The organism is Streptomyces sp. NPDC001828 (genome assembly GCF_042892175.1).
Classification (GTDB): domain Bacteria; phylum Actinomycetota; class Actinomycetes; order Streptomycetales; family Streptomycetaceae; genus Streptomyces.
Map to the genome: position 1 here is coordinate 56,025 of NZ_JBIATV010000022.1, position 17,765 is coordinate 73,789.

Below are 17,765 nucleotides of genomic sequence, written 5' to 3' on the forward strand. Positions count from 1 at the left end.
ATGTCCAACTCCGTTGATACAGCAGTGCAGTTGGCCGATCTCTCGGCCACCACCCTGCTGCGCTTCGCGACCGCCGGGTCCGTCGACGACGGCAAGTCCACCCTGGTGGGCCGGCTCCTGCACGACTCCAAGTCGGTCCTGACCGACCAGCTGGAGGCCGTCGAGGCGGCCTCGCTCAAGCGCGGCCAGGAAGCCCCCGACCTCGCGCTGCTCACCGACGGCCTGCGGGCCGAGCGCGAGCAGGGCATCACCATCGACGTGGCGTACCGCTACTTCGCGACCCCCCGGCGCCGGTTCATCCTGGCCGACACCCCGGGGCACGTGCAGTACACCCGCAACATGGTGACCGGCGCCTCCACCGCCGACCTCGCCGTGGTCCTGGTCGACGCCCGCAACGGCGTCATCGAGCAGACCCGCCGGCACGCCGCGGTCGCCGCCCTGCTGCGCGTGCCGCACGTGGTCCTGGCCGTCAACAAGATGGACCTGGTGGCGTACGAGGAGAAGGTCTTCGCCTCGATCGCCGAGGAATTCACCGCGTACGCCAGCGAGTTGGGCGTGCCTGAGATCACCGCCATCCCGATCTCGGCGCTGGCCGGCGACAACGTGGTGGAGCCCAGCGCCAACATGGACTGGTACGGCGGCCCCACCGTCCTCGAGCACCTGGAGACGGTCCCGGTCAGCCACGACCTGACCTCGTGCCACGCGCGCCTTCCGGTGCAGTACGTGATCCGGCCGCAGACCGCCGAACTCCCCGACTACCGGGGCTACGCGGGCCAGATCGCGGCCGGTACGTTCCGGGTCGGCGAGCCGGTGACGGTGCTTCCGTCGGGGCGCACGAGCACGGTGGCGGGGATCGACCTGCTCGGCGAGTCCGTCGACGTCGCCTGGACCCCGCAGTCCGTCACGCTCCTCCTGGCGGACGACATCGACATCTCGCGCGGCGATCTGATCGTGCCGAGCGGGGACGCTCCCCCCACCACCCAGGACGTCGAGGCGACCGTCTGCCACGTGGCCGACCAGCCCCTGACGGTGGGTCAGCGGGTGCTGCTCAAGCACACCACCCGCACGGTCAAGGCGATCGTCAAGGAGATCGAGTCCCGGCTCACCCTGGACGACCTCTCCCAGCACCCCCACCCGGGCCAGCTCGTCGCCAACGACATCGGCCGGGTCAAGGTGCGCACCGCCGAGCCGCTGGCGCTCGACTCCTACGCCGAGTCCCGGCGCACCGGATCCTTCCTCCTGATCGACCCGGCGGACGGCACCACGCTCGCCGCCGGCATGGCGGGCGAGTCGTTCGCCACCCACAAGGTCCTCACCACGGTCGAGGACGAAGAAGGCTGGGACTTCTGATGACCCACGACGTCTATTCGACCTTCGCGAAGGAGGGCGGCCGCGTGGGCAGCGGCTCCCTCGGCAGCGGCCAGGGCGGGGTGGCGCGATGTGCGCGATGACGTACGCGCACCGCTCGCGCGCCCGGCTGCACCACCAGCACCACCAGAACCGCCTGTTCCGCCGAAGACCTGCCGACTTCCCGGCCGCGTCCCGGAGTTGAGACTCCGGACGTAAGCACCGGGCCTCCGAGAGGACACCCTCCCGTGCCTGCCAGCTCCACCTTGAGGCGCAGCCTCGTCGCCGCCACCACCCTGCCGCTGCTGTTCGGCGCGCTCGCCGCGTGCGGCTACGGCTCGTCCGCCGACAAGAGCGACGCCGGGAACGCCACGCCCGCCGCCAACGGCAAGAAGCTCTCGGCCGACTCCGTGAAGATCGGCTACTTCCCGAACCTGACCCACGCCACGCCGCTGGTCGGCGTCCAGGAGGGGCTCTTCCAGAAGGAGCTGGGCGGCACGGCCGTCAAGACGGCCACCTTCAACGCGGGTCCCTCCGAGATCGAGGCCCTCAACGCGGGCTCGATCGACATCGGCTGGATCGGCCCCTCGCCGGCCATCAACGGCTACACCAAGTCCAAGGGCCAGAGCCTGCGCATCATCGGCGGCTCCGCGTCCGGCGGCGTGAAGCTCGTGGTCAAGCCCGACAAGATCAAGTCGCTCGACGACCTCAAGGGCAAGAACATAGCGACGCCGCAGCTCGGCAACACCCAGGACGTGGCGTTCCTCAACTGGATCGCCGACAAGGGCTGGAAGGTCGACGCGCAGAGCGGCAAGGGCGACGTCAACGTGGTCCGCACCGACAACAAGATCACCCCGGACGCCTTCAAGTCCGGCTCGATCGACGGCGCCTGGGTGCCCGAGCCGACCGCGTCCAAGCTGGTGTCCGAGGGCGGCAAGGTGCTGCTCGACGAGTCCGACCTGTGGCCGGACAAGCAGTTCGTGATCACCAACATCATCGTGTCGCAGAAGTTCCTCAAGGAGCACCCCGACGTCGTCGAGGCGGTCCTTCGCGGCTCGGTGAAGACCAACGACTGGATCTCGGCCCACCCCGACCAGGCGAAGGCCTCGGCCAACGAGGCGCTCAAGAAGCTGTCCGGCAAGGCGCTTCCCGCGGACATCATCGACCCGGCGTGGAAGTCCATCAAGACCCTGGACGACCCGCTGGCGGCCACCCTGCAGGCGCAGGCCGACCACGCGGTGAAGGCCGGTCTCCTCAAGAAGCCCGACCTGAGCGGCATCTACGACCTGGCTCCGCTCAACAAGGTCCTCAAGTCCCTGGGCAAGCCTGAGGTCGGCGACGCCGGTCTCGGCGTCAAGTAGTCCACCCACCCGGCCGGTTCACAGGTTTCCCAGGAGGTGACGACCATGGCCACCGCACTCGCCAAGGCCACGGACCGCACGGCGGCGGAGCACGCGTACGCCGCCCGCATCGAGCACGTCTCGAAGTCCTTCGACGGTCCCGCGGGACCGCAGCTCGTCCTCGACGACATCACGCTCGATGTCGCACCGGGCGAGTTCGTCACCCTCCTGGGCGCCTCCGGCTGCGGAAAATCGACGCTGCTCAACCTGGTCGCGGGGCTCGACGCGCCGACCGCGGGCGCCATCGAGACGCCCGGCGGGCGCCCTGCCCTGATGTTCCAGGAGCACGCCCTGTTCCCGTGGCTGACCGCGGGCAAGAACATCGAACTCGCCCTGCGGCTGCGCGGGGTGACCAAGAACGACCGGCGCGACCGGGCCGAGGAACTCCTGTCCCTGGTCCGCCTGGAGGGCGCGTACGGCAAACGCGTGCACGAGCTGTCGGGCGGTATGCGCCAGCGCGTCGCGATGGCCCGCGCGATCGCCCAGGACTCCCAACTCCTGCTGATGGACGAGCCGTTCGCCGCCCTGGACGCGATCACCCGCGACGTCCTGCACGACGAGCTGACCCGCATCTGGCGCGAGACCAACCTGTCGGTGCTGTTCGTGACCCACAACGTGCGCGAGGCGGTCCGGCTCGCCCAGCGCGTGGTGCTGCTCTCCTCGCGGCCCGGCCGGGTCGCCCACGAGTGGACGGTGGACATCGAGCAGCCGCGCCGCATCGAGGACGCCGAAGTGGCGGAGCTGTCCGTCGAGATCACTGAACAACTGCGTGGGGAGATCCGCCGCCATGGCCAGCACTGAGACCACTGACGTCGAGACCACCCCCGTCGAGGACTCCCCCGGGCTCGGCAGCCTCGAAGCGGGCCTCGACGCGCTCGAGACCGTGCAGTCCCACCGCACCCCGGTGCGCGAGGTGCTGGTCAAGAAGGTCCTGCCGCCGCTGACCGCGGTCGCCCTCGTCCTCGTGGTGTGGCAGGTCCTGGTCTGGGCGAAGGTCACCGACGAGTACAAGCTGCCCGCGCCGTCCGCGGTGTGGTCGAGCCTGACCGACATGTGGCTCCAGGGCACCCTGCTCGACGTGGTGTGGACCAGCGTCTCGCGCGGACTGCTCGGCTTCCTGCTCGCCCTGGCCATCGGCACCCCGCTCGGTCTGCTCGTGGCCCGGGTCAAGTTCGTGCGGGCGGCCATCGGCCCGATCCTGTCCGGCCTCCAGTCGCTGCCGTCGGTGGCCTGGGTGCCGCCGGCCGTGCTGTGGCTGGGCCTCAACGACTCGATGATGTACGCCGTGATCCTGCTCGGCGCGGTCCCCTCCATCGCCAACGGCCTGGTCTCCGGCGTCGACCAGGTTCCGCCGCTGTATCTGCGGGCCGGCCGCACGCTCGGCGCGACCGGGGTGCGGGGTGCCTGGCACATCCTGATGCCGGCCGCGCTGCCCGGTTACCTCGCGGGCCTCAAGCAGGGCTGGGCGTTCTCCTGGCGCTCCCTGATGGCCGCCGAGATCATCGCCTCCTCGCCCGATCTGGGCCTCGGGCTCGGCCAGTTGCTGGAGAACGGCCGCAACAACTCCGACATGCCCGGCATCTTCCTCGCGATCTTCCTGATCCTCATCGTGGGCATCGCCATCGACCTGCTGATCTTCAGCCCGCTGGAGCGCAGGGTGCTGCGCGGCCGCGGTCTGCTCGTGAAGGGTTGAGCCGCCCGTGCACCGCCCGGTCCTCCTCGTCATAGCCCACGGCAGCCGCGACCCGCGCCACGCCGCGACCGTAAGCGCCCTGGTGCGGCGGGCCCGGGCGCTGCGTCCGGGGCTGCGCGTGGAGACCGCGTACCTGGACTTCAACGCCCCCTCGGTCCCCGAGGCCCTGGACCGTCTCGCCCTCGAAGGCATCCGGGACGTCGTGGCCCTCCCCCTCCTCCTGACCCGCGCGTTCCACGCGAAGGCCGACATCCCGGCGGCCCTCGGCCGGGCCCCGGCCCGCCTGAACATCCGTCTCGCCGACGTCCTCGGCCCCTCGCCCCTACTGCTCGCCGCACTGGAGCGACGGCTGTACGAGGCGGGCCTGAGCCCGGCCGACAAAAGCTCGACCGGGGTCGTCCTGGCCTCGGCGGGCTCCACCGACCCGGAGGCGATCGCAGTGATCGCTGAAATCGCGCGGGAGCTGCGGCACACCGGTTGGTGCGCCGTGCGACCTGCGTTCGCCTCCGCGGCACTGCCCCGCACCGAGGACGCGGTGCGCGCCCTGAGATCCGAGGGCGTGCACCGCGTGGCCGTGGCCCCCTACGTCATAGCCCCCGGCTTCCTCCCCGACCGCATAGCCCGGGGCGCCGAGGAAGCGGACACCCTGTCCGAAGTACTGGGCGCGGCGCCGGAGTTGGCGAGCCTGCTACTGCTCCGCTACGACGAGGCGCGGGTAGGGGGCGGGGTGCCGGCCCTGTCCGCGTAGGGGGCGCGGCCCCCGCCAGGGTGCCGGGAGCACGGCCCCCGCCGGGGGTCAGTCGAAGCGGAGGGACCCCGTCCGAGTCCGCTTCAGCTCGAAGAAGTCCGGGTACGCCGCGATCGTCCGCACGCTGTCGAAGAGCCGGGCCGCCTCCTCGCCGCGCGGGATCGAGCTGAGCACGGGGCCGAAGTAGACCTTGCCGTCCAGGTGCATGGTCGGGGTGCCGACGTACCCGTCCTCTGCCGGGTCCTTGCCCGCGTCGTGGCTGCGCCGCACGGCCTCGTCGTACGCCGGGTCGTGAGCCGCCCCGGCGAGTCCGGCCGGGAGACCGAGCTCCGCGAGGGACTGGGCGATCACCTCGTCGAAGTCCTGGTTCTTGTCCTGGTGGATGCGGGTGCCGAAGGCGGTGTAGAGGTCGCGCAGCACACCCTCCCCGTGCGCCTCGGCCGCCGCGACCGCGACCCGGACGGGCCCGATGGAGCGGTCGACCAAGTCCCTGTACCAGTCGGGCAGTTCATTGCCGACGTTGTGCAGGTACAGGCTCATCGGCCGGAATCTCAGCTCGATGTCCCGGTGTTGCTCGACCTCCAGCATCCAGCGGGAGGTGATCCAGGCGAAGGGGCAGGCTGGGTCGAAGTAGAAGTCGACGGTGGCGGGCCGCACGGAAGCTGTCGCGATGTCGTTCATGCCCCGACCCTAGCCCGCCATTGGCCCCCGCACATGGGCCATTGCACCCACGACAATGCGGGCCACTTTCATCCCGCCCCGCCCCGCCGGAAGGACCCCGAACCCCTCCGATACCGTCCCGGCATGATCACTGAGACCTTCCTCCTGGGCGGGGACCGCCCCCTGCGACGGCTCGGCTTCGGCACCGCACAGCTCACCGGCCCGGGCTACTGGGGCCCGCGCGGCGAGCGGTCGGACGCGCTCGCCGTGCTGCGCCGGGCCGTGGGGCGGGGCGTCACGTTGATCGACACCGCCGACAACTACGGCCCGGACCTGGCCGAGGAGCTCGTCGCCGAGGCCCTCCACCCCTACCCGGCCGACCTGGTGATCGCCACCAAGGGCGGTGTCGTGCGCACCAGCGACCGCGCCTGGCACATCGCGGGCCGGCCCGAACGACTCCGGGCGATGTGCGAGGCGAGCCTGCGCCGGCTGCGGGTGGAGACCATCGACCTGTATCAGCTGCACCGCCTCGACCCCGACGTGCCGATGGCCGAACAGCTGGGCGCGCTGGATGAGTTGAGGCACGAGGGCAAGATCCGGCACATCGGCCTCGACAGCGTCACGGCCCGGCAGCTGGCCTCGGCGCTCGCGCTGACCCGTATCGCCTCCGTGCAGAACCGCTTCAACCTCCTGGACCGGGGTTCGGAGGCGGTCCTCGGCCTCTGCGAGGCGCACGGCCTGGCGTTCCTGCCCTGGTTCCCGCTGGCGAACGGCGCTCTCACCGGGGACGCGGCAGCCGCGCTCGACGCGATCGCACGACAGCGGGGTGCGAGCCGGGGGCAGATCGCCCTCGCCTGGCTGCTGCACCGCTCCCCCGTGCTGTGCCCGACGCCCGGCACCGGCTCGGTCAGCCACCTGGACGAGAACCTCGCCGCGGCTCACGTCACGCTGTCGGAGCAGGAGTCGAAGGCGCTCGACGCCCTTCAGGCGCCCTGAGCCCCGGCCGCCTCCGTCAGCTCGACCAGCGCCTTGACGGTGTTCCAGTTGCGGGAGGTCGCGCTGATGCCCTTCAGCAGGGCGGGCCGGGAGAGGGCGGCGGCGAGCTGTGACGTGCCGAGGCCCTCGGGCGCGTACAGATAGAGCACCTGGTCGCCGAGCCGGAACTCCTCGGGGAGGTAGGCGGCCGGGTCGAGGGAGGCGAAGCGCTCGGCGGTGACGGGCGGGCCGGAGAAGAAGGTGGCGTGCAGCTGCTTGCCGGCCAGTTCCTCGGCCGGGAAGGGGCACGCGTCCAGGACGGACCGCAGATAGGGTCCGCCGCGCACCATGCAGTCGACGCCGAAGCCGAAGTGCTTCTCGATGGCGGCCTCAAGGCCCGCCGCGATCGCGTCCTGGTCGCCGGATGCGCTGGTGAAGACGGCGTTGCCGCTGTTGAGGTACGTCTTCACCTGGCCGTGGCCCAGCCCTTCCAGGAGCTTTCGGAGCTCGGCCATGGGAACTTTCTTTTTCCCGCCCACATTGATGCCGCGCAGCAGAGCGGCGTACGTCGTCGTCATGGGCCCACAGTAGGACGGCCCCCGCGCCCCGTGGGGGACGGGCGCGGAGGCCGTCGCTCAGTGCTGCCGGGTGGTGTCTACTCGACGACCTTCAGCAGCTTGTTCGGGGTGCCCGGACTCGCGTTGGAGATCTTGTCGGCCGTGGCGCCCTGGGTGAGGGCGTCGGAGACCTGGGCGGGGGTCGCGTCCTTGTGCCCCGCCAGATAGACCGCCGCCGCGCCGACGACGTGGGGGGTCGCCATGGACGTGCCGGAGATGGTGTTGGTGGCCGTGTCGCTGGTGTTCCAGTCGGAGGTGATGTCCGAACCGGGGGCGTAAAGGTCCACCACGGAACCGAAGTTGGAGAAGTCGGACTGCTGGTCGTCCTTGGTCGAGGAGGCGACGGTGATGGCCTCCTTGACGCGGGAGGGCGAGCCGTTGCCCGCGTCCGCGGACTCGTTGCCGGCCGCCACACCGAAGGTGACCCCGGAGGCGATCGCCTTCCGCACGGCCGCGTCGAGCGCCGGGTCGGCGGTCCCGCCGAGGCTCAGGTTGGCGACGGAGGGGCCCTTGTGGTTCTTGGTGACCCAGTCGACGCCGGCGACGACCTGGTCGGTGCTGCCGGAACCCTGGTTGTCGAGCACCCGCACGGCGACGATCTTCGCCTTCTTGGCCACGCCGTGCTCGGCACCCGCGATGGTGCCCGCGACGTGCGTGCCGTGGCCGTTGCCGTCGTCGGCCTTGTCGTTGTTGTCGACCGCGTTGAAGCCGTAGGAGGCCCGGCCGCCGAAGTCCTTGTGCGAGATGCGGACTCCGGTGTCGATCACATACGCGGTGACGCCGTCGCCCGCACTCTCCGGGTAGGTGTACTTGCCGTCGCCCGCGGTGGCGGACTGGTCGATCCGGTCCAGGCCCCAGGACGGCGGGTTCGCCTGCTCCGCGTTGATGTGGAACTTCTTGTTCTGTACGACCGTGCCGACGGACGGGTCTGCCGCCAGGCGCTTGGCCTCGGTCTGCGAGAGCCCGCTGGCGGAGAAGCCGTTGAGGGATGAGGAGTAGTCGCGCTGGAGCTTGCCGCCGTATTCCTCGGCGAGCTTGCGCTTGGAGTCGGCCGTGGCCGACTTGTCGAGCAGGACGATGTAGCTTCCGTCGACCGCGTCCTTGGCGTCGAGCCCGTAGACCGGGCCTTCGGCGGGAGCGGCCCCGGCGAACGAGGAACCCAGCGTGGTGAGTCCGGCCGTCGCCACGACGGCGGCTATGCCCGCGGTGAGCTTGGTCCTGCGCGAGCGCTTGTGAGTTGCCATGAAGAGGGGTCTCCTCGTCACTATTTGTGGGGGGTTTGCCTACCGGAAGGAAACTTTCCGGGGCTGGTTCGAAACCCTTGCCGATTGACGCGCGCAGATCAAGGACTTCATACGGCTGTGACTTAGCCAACAAGGTTTCGTAATGCGAAACCCGGCCAGGTGCCGACAACTCGGGCTTTATGGAGGGCCGGTGGACACTCTGTGTGAACCCGGCCCACCCCCGGCCCCCTCAAGTCACCTCATGGACAAGGGGGTTGAAGGCCCGCGAGTGCCGTCCGCACCCTCAGCGCTGATAGCGCGCGAGCACCCGGTTCCCGTCCTGGACCAGGCGCTTCCTCAGCCCGGCCGCGTCGATCGCCCCGCTGTAGTACTCCTGGAGGGCGGGGGTGGCGATCTTGTCCTTCCACTCCGGGTAGCCCCGTACCGACTGCGCGGGAGCCGAGCGCAGATGCGGGGCGAGCGCCGCTCCCGTCGCCCAGCCGTCCTTGGCCGTGTGCAGGGCCGGGTCCTTGAGAGCCTCCGTCCCCGTGGGCAGCATCCAGTCACCCTCGGCCAGGCGCACCATGTTCGCGGGGCGCAGCAGGAAGTCGACGAACTCGGCGGCCTCCTTCTTGTGCGGGCTGTCCTGGGCGACCGAGAGGGTCTGCGGGCTGACCCCCTGGTCCAGGCCCGCACTGCCCGCCGGGGCGGGCAGCACCGTCCACTCGAAGCCGGGCGGCGCCTGCCGCACGATCTGCTGGCGGTAGGAGAACCCGAGCGGCACCATCGCGTACTTGCCGCCGAAGAAGCCGGGCAGCGTGTCCGAGCCGCCCATCCCGAGGGTGGCGCGCGCCGCGCTCCGGTCGGTGTTGACCTGGGCCGCGATGGTGTCGGGGACGACCGCGTCGCCCGCCGTGAACTCCACCTTCGCCCTGCCATCGGCGTCCCGAGCGAAGAGCCGGCCGCCCGCGGAGAGGCCCAGGTTGAGCGTCACCGAGACCGGCTCCTTCAGCGGCCAGGCCACCCCGTACTTCCCGTCTCCGCTCAGCTTCTTCGTCACCTGTCTGAACTCGGCCCAGGTCCAGGGCTGTTCGGGGGTGGGGATGCGGGCCCCGGAGGCCTTGAGGACCTTCGCGTTGGCGATCAGCACCCTCGGCTCCTGGAGGAACGGCACCCCGTACACCCCCTTTCCGAAGGTGGCCGTCTGCCAGCTCTGCGCCGGGATGTCCGCCTTGAGCCGCGACGGCAGCAGACCGTTCAGGTCCGCGAGGTAGCCGCCGTAGGCGAAGTCGGCCAGGTCGTCGGAGGCGTCGTGGATGACGTCCGGCGCCTCGCCGCCCTCGAAGGCGGTGAGCAGCTGGTCGTGCACGGTGTCCCAACTGCCCTGTACGTACTGGACCTGGATGGCGGGATGCGCCGCGTTCCACTCCTTGACGAGGGCCTTGGTGGCGTCCACGGACTCCTTCTGCCAGGCCAGGGACTGGAAGCGGAGCCTGACCACTCCCGGGGCGTCCGAGCCGCCGCCGGAGCATCCGGTGAGCAAGCCCAGCAGCAGCCCCAGCGCCGCCACCACGCCGAACGCCCGGCCGCACAGGCCGTGTTCGCGGTCCCGCATCAGCTCTTCACCGCCCCGGTCAGCATGCCGCCGGTGATCCGCTTCTGGATGATCGCGAAGATCACCAGGGAGGGCAGGGTGGCGAGGAAGGCGGCAGCGGCCAGGGGGCCGAGGTCGGCGACTCCCTCCGCGCCGAGGAAGTGGGTGAGGACGACGGGCAGGGTCTGTTTCTCGGGGGTCTTGAGCAGGACGAGCGCGAAGAAGAACTCGTTCCACGCCGTGATGAAGGCGAAGAGCGCGGTGGCCACGATGCCGGGGGCCAGCAGGGGCGCGGTGACCGAGACGAGGGTGCGCAGGCGTCCCGCGCCGTCGACGGCGGCGGCCTCCTCCAGTTCGGCGGGCACGGCGCGTACGTACCCGTTCAGCATCCAGAGCGCGAACGGCAGTGACCAGACCACGTACACCATGACGAGACCGCCCACCGAGTTGATCGCGTGCAGGTTCTTGAGGACCAGGAAGAGCGGGATGATCAGCAGCACGAAGGGGAAGGCCTGACTGATCACCACCCAGCCGGTGGCGGCGGCCGCGAGCCGGCCCCTCCCCCGGGCCATGACGTACGCCATCGGCGTGGCGATCAGTACCGCGATCACGGCGGCGGCGGAGGCCGCGATCAGGCTGTTCAACCCGGCGTGCAGCAAGGGCTGTTCGTCGAAGGCCTGACGGAAGTTGTCCAGTGTGGGGTGGCGTGGGATCCAGGTCGGGTGGAGCGAGCCCAGTTCGCGCGGCGACTTGAAGGCGGTGGAGATCAGCCAGAGGAAGGGGAAGGCGAGGAAGACGAGGTAGGCGAGGAGCGCGAGGTACTGTCCGGACCGCGCCAACGCCCTTGTGCGGGCGCTCACCTGTCCCTCCCTTCGCCCAGGCGGCCCGCCAGGAAGAGGGCGAGGCAGACGGCGATCACGGCGACCATCACACAGCCCATCGCCGCCGCGTACCCGAACTGGCCGTAGCGGAAGGCCTCTTCGTAGGCGAAGAGCATCGGGAGCCGGGTGCGGCCGCCCGGGCCCCCGTTGGTCAGGACGTAGACCAGGGCGAAGGAATTGAAGTTCCAGATGAAGTTGAGCGCCGTGATGGCGAGGGCCACCGGTTTCAGGGCGGGCCAGGTGACGGCGCGGAACCGGCGCCAGGCGCCCGCGCCGTCGATGGCGGCGGCCTCGTGCAGTTCGCGCGGGGTGTTCTGCAGTCCGGCGAGGAGGGCCACCGTCGTCTGGGGCATGCCGGCCCAGACGCCGACGAGGATCACGGCGGGCAGCGCGGTCGTGAGCCCGGTCAGCCAGTCGTGGCCGCCGCCGAGGCCCAGGGTGCGCATCGTCTCGTTCAGGATGCCCGCGTCCGGCTGGTAGACGAGGCGCCACATGATGCCGACCACGACCTCGGGCATGGCCCAGGGGATGATCGCGAGCGCCCGGGCCAGCCAGCGCAGCCGGAGCTTCTGGTTCAGGAGCAGGGCGAGGCCGAGGGCCAGCAGGAACTGGGGCACCGTGACGCCGACCGCCCACAGCAGCCCGATCCGGAACGACTCCCAGAACAGCCCGTCGTGCGCCAGATCGCGGAAGTTGAGCAGCCCCACCCACCGGGTGGCGGAGGTGCGGCCGGACTGGGAGTCGGTGAAGGCCAGCGCGATGCCGTAGAGCAGGGGGCCCACGCTGAGCACCAGAATGGGCAGGAGCGCCGGGAGCACCAGGAACCAGGCGCCGCCGCCCTGCCCGTTCCCGCCCATGTCCGTGGTGCGTCTGTTCGTCGGTTTTCTGGTGGCTGACCGGGCACTCGCGGTCGTCGATGCCACCTTTTCGACCCCTTTGTCCAGTAATGCCGAACAGCCCCCGTCATCGTGCTGACGGTCCGTCCGTTCGTCAAGACGACCTGCGTGAATGCGAGACTTGGCCGGGACCAGACGATCACCGGGAGACACCTATGGACGAGGCACGGGCACGCGAACTGCTGGCCGCGACGGCGCTGGACGACCCCGGCGCCCTCGCCGGAACCACGGACGCCGAACTGCTGGCCCTGGGCGAGAACGCGGTCTTCGCCCTGCCGGGCGCCGACGCCAACTCCGGCTCCGGCTCCGGCTCCGGCGAGGCGCACGGCCTGGTCGTCAAGGTCGGCCGCGATGCCACGGCCCACCCGGAACTCCTGGAGCGCGCCGAGCGCGAAGTCGCCGTCGCGACCTGGCTCGCCGAGGCCGGCGTGCCCGCGGTCCGGGCCGCCGAGCCGAAGCCCCGCCTCGTCGAGGGCCACCCGGTGACCGTGTGGCACCGGCTGCCCGCCGCCGAACGTCCCGCCACCCCGGCCGATCTGGCCGCGCTGCTCCGGCGCGTCCACGCCCTGCCGGCCCCCGCCTTCCCGCTGCCGCCCCGCGAACTCCTGGGCGGAGTCGAGCGGTGGCTACAGCTGGCCGGTGCCGCGATCGACCCGGCGGACGCCGCGTATCTGCGCGCCCGCAGGGACGGCTTCGCCGAGGCGGCCGCCTCGCTCACCCCGCATCTGCCCCTCGGTCCCATTCACGGCGACGCCCTCCCCCGCAATGTGTACATCGGCCCCGAGGGGCCGGTCCTGGTCGATCTGGAGACCTTCTCCGCCGACTTCCGCGAGCACGACCTGGTCGTGATGGCGCTCTCCCGCGACCGGTACGGGCTGCCCGCCGAGCAGTACGACGCGTTCGTCGGCGCCTATGGCTGGGACGTACGCGAGTGGGACGGGTGCGCCGTCCTGCGCGGGGCGCGCGAGACGGCCAGCTGCGCCTGGGTCGCCCAGCACGCCCCGACCAACCCGAAGGCGCTCGACGAGTTCCGCCGCCGGGTCGCCTCGCTGCGCGACGACGACCCCGAGGTGCGCTGGTACCCCTTCTGAGCGCCGCCGCCCGGTGCCCCCGCGCGCCGGTCGCCGCGCGGGCGGGCCTCAGCTGCGGGCGGGCCGTAGCAGCAGGTCAGCCGTGGGCCGGAGTCAGTTCGCGCAGCGGCCAGGAGCCGTCGATCACCGCGTCCGTGCTGCCCTTCCCGCGCAGGAACCGCTGGAAGTCGGCCGCCCAGTCGGCGTACCACTGGATCTGCCGGTCATGCAGCTCCGCCGGTTCGAGCCGCGCCACCTGGGGGTGGCGCTCGGCTATCGCCACGGCCACCCGGGCCGCCGCGAGCGCGTCGGCCCCCGCGTCGTGCGCCGACTCCAGGACCACGCCGTACTCGACGCACACCGCTTCCAGCGTGCGCTTGCCCTTGCGGTACCGGTCCACCGAGCGGTCGATCGTGTACGGATCGACGACCGGGCCTATGGGCGCGCCGCCCAACCGGTCGCTGAGCGAGGGCAGTTGGTGGCGGCGCAGCTCGGCGGCGAGCAGCGTCAGATCGAAGGCCGCGTTGTAGGCGACCACGGGCACGCCCCGGCGCCAGTGGGCGGCCAAGGTCTCGGCGACCTCGTCGGCGACCTCGGCGGCGGGGCGGCCCTGTGCCGCGGCGTGCTCGCTGCTGATCCCGTGGACCGCCGACGCCTGGGCCGGGATCCGTATCCCCGGATCCGCCAGCCAGCCGCGCTGCCCGACCACGTCGGCGCCCCGCACTTCGACGATCGCGGCCGTCACGATGCGTGCCTCGCGCGGCTCGGTGCCGGTCGTCTCCAGGTCGAACCCGACCAGCGGTTCCAGGTGCCAGCTCATGCTGCTGCCCCTCCTTCGTGGTGCTTTCCCCCAGTTGACGACCACCCTCGCACGCGGCACTGACAATCGGCCGGGCGGCCGGAATCCACTCCGGAGGTCTCACCATGAATCAGGACACAGGACGCGAATCCACCCAGACCGATTCGAATTCCTCGCGATAGGTCTCGAAGAGGCCGTGCTCCACGTCCTGGCCCGGCCGCACCACGCCCCGCCGGCCGCCGCCGCGCAGGACGAGCACCGGCGCCTCCATCCCCCGCGCGCGGCGCAGATAGGACTGGACGACCGCGAGGCCGTCCGCCCCGTCGCCGTCCACCAGGTAGGCGGTGAAGCGCGGGGTCTCGTCGAAGACCTGGATCTCGAAGGCCCCCGGGTCGCGCAGCGCCGTCCGCACCCGGCGCATGTGCAGGATGTTCATCTCCACCGAACGGCTCAACTCGCCCTTTTTCAGCCCGAGTTCACGCTCGCGACGCTTGACCGCGCTGCTCGCGGGGTTGAGGAAGAGCAGCCGGATCCGGCAGCCGGTCTCGGCGAGCCGCACCAGACGGCGGCCCGAGTAGTTCTGCACCAGGAGATTGAGGCCGATGCCTATCGCGTCCAGACGCCGGGCGCCGCCGAAGAGGTCCTCGGCGGGCAGCTGGCGCTGGAGGCGCACCCGGTCGGAGTGGACGGAGACGACATCGGCGTACCGGTCGCCGACCAGGTCCTCGACGGCGTCGATGGGCAGCCGGTGCGCGGCCGGGGCCCCGCTTCCGCCGCCCAGCACGTCGAGCAGCCGCGCCGAGGCCCGCTCGGCCTGGGCGAGCACGGCCTCGTTCAGGGCCCGGTTGCGGGAGACGACGTTGCGGGCCACCTCCAGCTCGTCCAGGGCGAGTTCGACATCGCGCCGGTCGTCCACGTACGGCTCGAAGCAGGGCCAGTGCTGCACCATCAGCTCCCGCAGCTGCGGGAGCGTGAGGAAGCTGAGCACGTTGTCGTCGGCCGGGTCGAGGAGATAGCCCTTGCGGCGCGAGACCTCGCGCACCGCGACGGCCCGCTGGACCCACTCCTGGCCGGCCGGTCCGGCCGCGGCGACCACCCAGTCGTCGCCGTGCACCGGTTCGTAGATCGGCCGGAGCACGGCGGCCACCACGGCGCGCAGCCGCTGCTCCACCAGGTTCAGCCAGATGTAGGCGCGCCCGGCCCGCTGCGCGCGCGTACGCACCTCGCTCCAGGCGTCCGCGCCCCAGTCCAGCTCCGCCCCGATCTCCATCGGACGCGCCAGGGATACCGCTCCGGGCGGGATGTCGCCGGACTCCCCCTCATGACCCGTGTCACCAGGGGGCAGCTCAAGGCCTCCCGAGCTCACCCACGCACCGCCTTCCGCCCCCGGCACACCCCTGCGGGCCCGGCCCGCCCCCGCACGCCCTTCAACGATCAAGGAAGGGTACTCCGGGAGCAGGAGGCGCTGCAGCCCGATCACGCGTCGAGTTTGCCAACTGGCCCGAGGATACGGCCTGTTCTGATGGGCACTATCTGACGGGGTGAGCGGATTCATAGCGCTTGCGCCGCGTCGGCCGGACCCGGGTCACCCATTGGCGCACGCGGACGTCCCGGGTGACGGTCGTTTTTTCAGGGAGGATCTGGCCGAACAGCCCCCCAGTAACCCGAGCGGAAGTGGAAGAGTCTTGCCCATGCAGGTGTGGCCGGGACAGGCTTACCCACTCGGCGCCACGTACGACGGCGCCGGGACCAACTTCGCGGTCTTCTCCGAGGCCGCCCGGCGGATCGAGTTGTGTCTGCTCCACGACGACGGCTCGGAGACGGCCGTCGAACTGCGCGAGTCCGACGCGTTCGTACGCCATGCCTATCTGCCCGGCGTGCTGCCGGGTCAGCGGTACGGCTTCCGGGTGCACGGACCGTACGAGCCGCAGCACGGACATCGCTGCAACTCGGCGAAGCTGCTGCTCGATCCCTACGCGCGTGCCATAAGCGGCCAAGTCGAGTGGAACGAGGCGGTGTACGGCTACCACTTCGGGCGGCCCGACAGCCGCAACGACCTGGACTCGGCGCCGCACACGATGGCTTCGGTGGTGGTGAACCCCTTCTTCGACTGGGGCGACGACCGGCCGCCCCGCACCGACTACCACCACACCGTCTTCTACGAGGCCCATGTCAAGGGCCTCACCATGCTCCACCCGGAGCTCCCGCCGGAGCAGCGCGGCACCTATGCCGCGCTCGCGCATCCGGCGGTCATCGACCACCTCACCCAACTGGGCGTCACCGCGCTCGAGTTGATGCCGGTGCACCAGTTCGTCAACGACCACCGGCTGGCCGACGCCGGCATGTCCAACTACTGGGGCTACAACACCATCGGCTTCTTCGCCCCGCACAACGCGTACGCGTCCTGGGGCGACCGCGGCCAGCAGGTCCTGGAGTTCAAGCAGGCGGTGCGGGCGCTGCACGAGGCGGGCATCGAGGTCATCCTGGACGTCGTCTACAACCACACGGCGGAGGGCAACCACCTCGGCCCCACGCTCTCCTTCCGGGGCCTGGACAACGCGCAGTACTACAGGCTCGCCGACGACGCGCGCTACTACGAGGACACCACCGGCACCGGCAACAGCCTCCTGATGCGGTCCCCGCACGTCCTCCAGCTGATCATGGACTCGCTGCGGTACTGGGTGACCGAGATGCACGTGGACGGCTTCCGCTTCGACCTCGCGGCGACGCTGGCCCGCCAGTTCCACGAGGTCGACCGGCTGTCGTCCTTCTTCGACCTGGTCCAGCAGGACCCGGTGGTCAGCCAGGTCAAGCTGATCGCCGAGCCGTGGGACGTGGGCGAGGGCGGCTACCAGGTGGGCAACTTCCCGCCGCTGTGGACCGAGTGGAACGGCAAGTACCGGGACACCGTCAGGGACTTGTGGCGCGGCGAGCCGCGCACGCTCGCCGAGTTCGCCGGGCGCCTGACCGGCTCGTCCGACCTGTATCAGGACGACGGGCGGCGGCCGCTCGCCTCCATCAACTTCCACACCTGCCACGACGGCTTCACGCTCAACGACCTGGTCTCCTACAACGACAAGCACAACGACGCCAACGGCGAGGGCAACCGGGACGGCGAGAGCCACAACCGGTCCTGGAACTGCGGCACGGAGGGCCCCACCGACGACGCCGGGGTGGGGGAACTGCGCGCGCGCCAGATGCGGAACTTCGTCGCCACCCTGATGCTGTCGCAGGGCGTCCCGATGATCAGCCACGGCGACGAGTTCGGCCGCACCCAGGGCGGCAACAACAACGCGTACTGCCAGGACAGCGAGCTGTCCTGGGTGCACTGGCCGGGCCCGGACGACGACGCGGACGGCACGCTCCTGGCGTTCACCCGGGCCATGGTGTGGCTGCGCCGGGACCACCCGGTCTTCCGCCGCAGGCGCTTCTTCCACGGCCGCCCGGTGCAGGGCACCCACGACGAGCTGTCGGACATCGCCTGGTTCACCCCCGAGGGCGAGGAGATGGCCGAGGATGACTGGCAGTCGGCGAGCGCGAAGGCGCTGTCGGTGTTCCTCAACGGCAACGCGATCTCCGAGCCCGGCCCGCGCGGCGAGCGGATCGGCGACGACTCGTTCCTGCTGATGTTCAACGCCAGCGCGGAGGACATCGACTTCGTGGTCCCGGTCAACCACGGCCGGCAGTGGCAGGTGGTCGTGGACACCGCGCGGCCCGAGGGCGTGCCGCCGGCCGAGGGGCCGAAGGTGACGGGGGGCGAGCGCATCGGCCTCATCGGCCGGAGCATGACCGTGCTGCGGCGGCCCGCCTAGGACGCCGGCGGGGTCGGGGACGGGGACGGGGGACGAGGCGAGGGCGCCTC

16 protein-coding genes are annotated in these 17,765 nt (G+C 71.0%); 8 read left to right on the plus strand and 8 right to left on the minus strand.

Annotated elements, in window-relative coordinates; all coding sequences use genetic code 11:
- The 5 genes from ACFYZA_RS38615 to ACFYZA_RS38635 all read left to right on the plus strand — a co-directional run bounded on the left by ACFYZA_RS38615 (window position 1) and on the right by ACFYZA_RS38635 (window position 5,188).
- Window positions 1-1,350, plus strand: coding sequence for a sulfate adenylyltransferase subunit 1 (locus tag ACFYZA_RS38615; RefSeq protein WP_388494917.1), 1,350 nt, complete (start codon window positions 1-3; stop codon window positions 1,348-1,350).
- Between the two features lie 245 nt (window positions 1,351-1,595).
- A complete protein-coding gene (locus ACFYZA_RS38620; RefSeq protein ID WP_382590625.1) occupies window positions 1,596-2,708 on the plus strand; it encodes an ABC transporter substrate-binding protein in 1,113 nt (370 codons plus the stop codon).
- A 45-nt stretch (window positions 2,709-2,753) separates the two neighbouring features.
- Complete coding sequence (locus ACFYZA_RS38625) at window positions 2,754-3,548, plus strand: ABC transporter ATP-binding protein (RefSeq protein ID WP_382590628.1); 795 nt, start codon at window positions 2,754-2,756, stop codon at window positions 3,546-3,548.
- Window positions 3,535-4,440, plus strand: coding sequence for an ABC transporter permease (locus ACFYZA_RS38630; protein ID WP_388494918.1), 906 nt, complete (start codon window positions 3,535-3,537; stop codon window positions 4,438-4,440). Before ACFYZA_RS38625 ends, ACFYZA_RS38630 begins: the two co-directional genes overlap by 14 nt.
- 7 nt (window positions 4,441-4,447) lie before the next feature.
- A complete protein-coding gene (locus tag ACFYZA_RS38635; protein WP_382590634.1) occupies window positions 4,448-5,188 on the plus strand; it encodes a sirohydrochlorin chelatase in 741 nt (246 codons plus the stop codon).
- Between the two features lie 48 nt (window positions 5,189-5,236).
- Here the strand turns inward: ACFYZA_RS38635 and ACFYZA_RS38640 are convergent, their stop codons facing one another.
- Window positions 5,237-5,869, minus strand: coding sequence for a DsbA family protein (locus ACFYZA_RS38640; protein WP_382590637.1), 633 nt, complete (start codon window positions 5,867-5,869; stop codon window positions 5,237-5,239).
- A 123-nt stretch (window positions 5,870-5,992) separates the two neighbouring features.
- Between ACFYZA_RS38640 and ACFYZA_RS38645 the strand changes: the two genes are divergently transcribed.
- Window positions 5,993-6,844, plus strand: coding sequence for an aldo/keto reductase (locus ACFYZA_RS38645; protein ID WP_388494919.1), 852 nt, complete (start codon window positions 5,993-5,995; stop codon window positions 6,842-6,844).
- On the opposite strand, the gene ACFYZA_RS38650 is transcribed toward ACFYZA_RS38645, so the two are convergent.
- The 5 genes from ACFYZA_RS38650 to ACFYZA_RS38670 all read right to left on the minus strand — a co-directional run bounded on the left by ACFYZA_RS38650 (window position 6,832) and on the right by ACFYZA_RS38670 (window position 11,995).
- On the minus strand, window positions 6,832-7,401 hold the full coding sequence (locus ACFYZA_RS38650; RefSeq protein WP_382590640.1) for a DUF1697 domain-containing protein: 570 nt from the start codon (window positions 7,399-7,401) through the stop codon (window positions 6,832-6,834). The two genes, ACFYZA_RS38645 and ACFYZA_RS38650, sit on opposite strands and share 13 nt — an antisense overlap.
- Before the next feature lie 77 nt (window positions 7,402-7,478).
- A complete protein-coding gene (locus tag ACFYZA_RS38655) occupies window positions 7,479-8,684 on the minus strand; it encodes a S8 family serine peptidase (protein WP_388494920.1) in 1,206 nt (401 codons plus the stop codon).
- A gap of 283 nt (window positions 8,685-8,967) precedes the next feature.
- Complete coding sequence (locus tag ACFYZA_RS38660) at window positions 8,968-10,278, minus strand: ABC transporter substrate-binding protein (RefSeq protein WP_388494921.1); 1,311 nt, start codon at window positions 10,276-10,278, stop codon at window positions 8,968-8,970.
- Window positions 10,278-11,117: a carbohydrate ABC transporter permease gene (locus ACFYZA_RS38665; protein WP_388494922.1), complete on the minus strand. Its 840-nt coding sequence runs from the start codon at window positions 11,115-11,117 to the stop codon at window positions 10,278-10,280. The genes ACFYZA_RS38660 and ACFYZA_RS38665 overlap by 1 nt, the downstream gene beginning before the upstream one ends.
- The gene (locus ACFYZA_RS38670) at window positions 11,114-11,995 is read right to left on the minus strand and encodes a carbohydrate ABC transporter permease (RefSeq protein ID WP_388494935.1); all 882 of its coding nucleotides are present in this window, start codon (window positions 11,993-11,995) and stop codon (window positions 11,114-11,116) included. Before ACFYZA_RS38670 ends, ACFYZA_RS38665 begins: the two co-directional genes overlap by 4 nt.
- A gap of 194 nt (window positions 11,996-12,189) precedes the next feature.
- Between ACFYZA_RS38670 and ACFYZA_RS38675 the strand changes: the two genes are divergently transcribed.
- Entirely contained in the window at window positions 12,190-13,125 is a 936-nt protein-coding gene (locus ACFYZA_RS38675) for a phosphotransferase enzyme family protein (protein WP_388494923.1), read from the plus strand.
- A 76-nt stretch (window positions 13,126-13,201) separates the two neighbouring features.
- Here ACFYZA_RS38675 and ACFYZA_RS38680 read toward each other — a convergent pair whose 3' ends face one another.
- Both ACFYZA_RS38680 and ACFYZA_RS38685 read right to left on the minus strand, forming a co-directional pair.
- Window positions 13,202-13,924 (minus strand): 3'-5' exonuclease, encoded by a 723-nt coding sequence (locus tag ACFYZA_RS38680; protein WP_382590660.1) that lies wholly within the window; start codon window positions 13,922-13,924, stop codon window positions 13,202-13,204.
- Window positions 13,925-14,033: 109 nt separating this feature from the next.
- The gene (locus ACFYZA_RS38685) at window positions 14,034-15,269 is read right to left on the minus strand and encodes an SAV2148 family HEPN domain-containing protein (RefSeq protein ID WP_382590663.1); all 1,236 of its coding nucleotides are present in this window, start codon (window positions 15,267-15,269) and stop codon (window positions 14,034-14,036) included.
- 325 nt (window positions 15,270-15,594) lie between these two features.
- On the opposite strand from ACFYZA_RS38685, the gene glgX reads away from it, so the two are divergent.
- Entirely contained in the window at window positions 15,595-17,715 is a 2,121-nt protein-coding gene (gene glgX, locus ACFYZA_RS38690; protein WP_388494924.1) for a glycogen debranching protein GlgX, read from the plus strand.
- Window positions 17,716-17,765 lie beyond the last annotated feature (50 nt).